Origin of the sequence: Gordonia asplenii (assembly GCF_012933505.1) — a bacterium.
Classification (GTDB): domain Bacteria; phylum Actinomycetota; class Actinomycetes; order Mycobacteriales; family Mycobacteriaceae; genus Gordonia; species Gordonia asplenii.
In genome coordinates, this window is record NZ_JABBNB010000095.1 from 1 (window position 1) to 685 (window position 685).

The following is a 685-nucleotide window of genomic DNA, read 5'->3' on the forward strand; positions in this document are numbered from 1 at the left end:
GCCGTTCATGGTGGTGCACGCCGCGTTGGCGGTGGTGTTGGCGCGGTTGAGTGCGACCGACGACATCGCGATCGCGACGCCGATCGCCGGTCGCGGCCAGGCAGTGCTGGAGCCGCTGGTCGGGATGTTCGTCAACACCCTGGTGCTGCGGGCCGACGTCACGCCGGGTATGTCTTTCACGGATCTGCTGGAACAGGTGCGAGCCACGGACTTGAACGCGTTCGCACATGCCGACGTACCGTTCGAGTCGGTGGTCGAGGCGCTTGATCCGGTGCGCAGTGAGGCATTCGAGCCGCTGGCGCAGGTGATCTTGTCGTTCGCCCCCGGCGCATCGCTGGCCGACGCGGACATCACCGTCGACGGATTGTCGGTGCAGGCGATGCCGCTGCCGTATTCGCCAGCGCCACGTGATCTGACGGTGGAAATCATCCCCACCGGTTCCCAGTGGCGGGGCCATACGACCTACGCGACAGACCTGTTCGACGAATCGTCCATCGAATCGATGATGGAGCAGTTCGTCGGAGTGTTGGAACAACTGCTCGACGACCCGCGACGTCGTGTCGGCGACGTGCCGATGCAGTCCGCTGACTACCTAAGGAGGGTGGCCACCTGGTCTGCTGGGCCGCACGTCGACGACGGGGCGGTGACCCTCGCGGGCCTACTCGGTGCAGCGGGCCGGGGCCGC

The 685-nt window shown here is 66.4% G+C and carries 1 protein-coding gene; it reads left to right on the forward strand.

What is annotated here, in order from left to right; translation table 11 throughout:
* A partial coding sequence (locus tag HH308_RS29340) for a condensation domain-containing protein (RefSeq protein ID WP_170197827.1) occupies nt 1-685 on the forward strand: 685 nt, incomplete at both ends.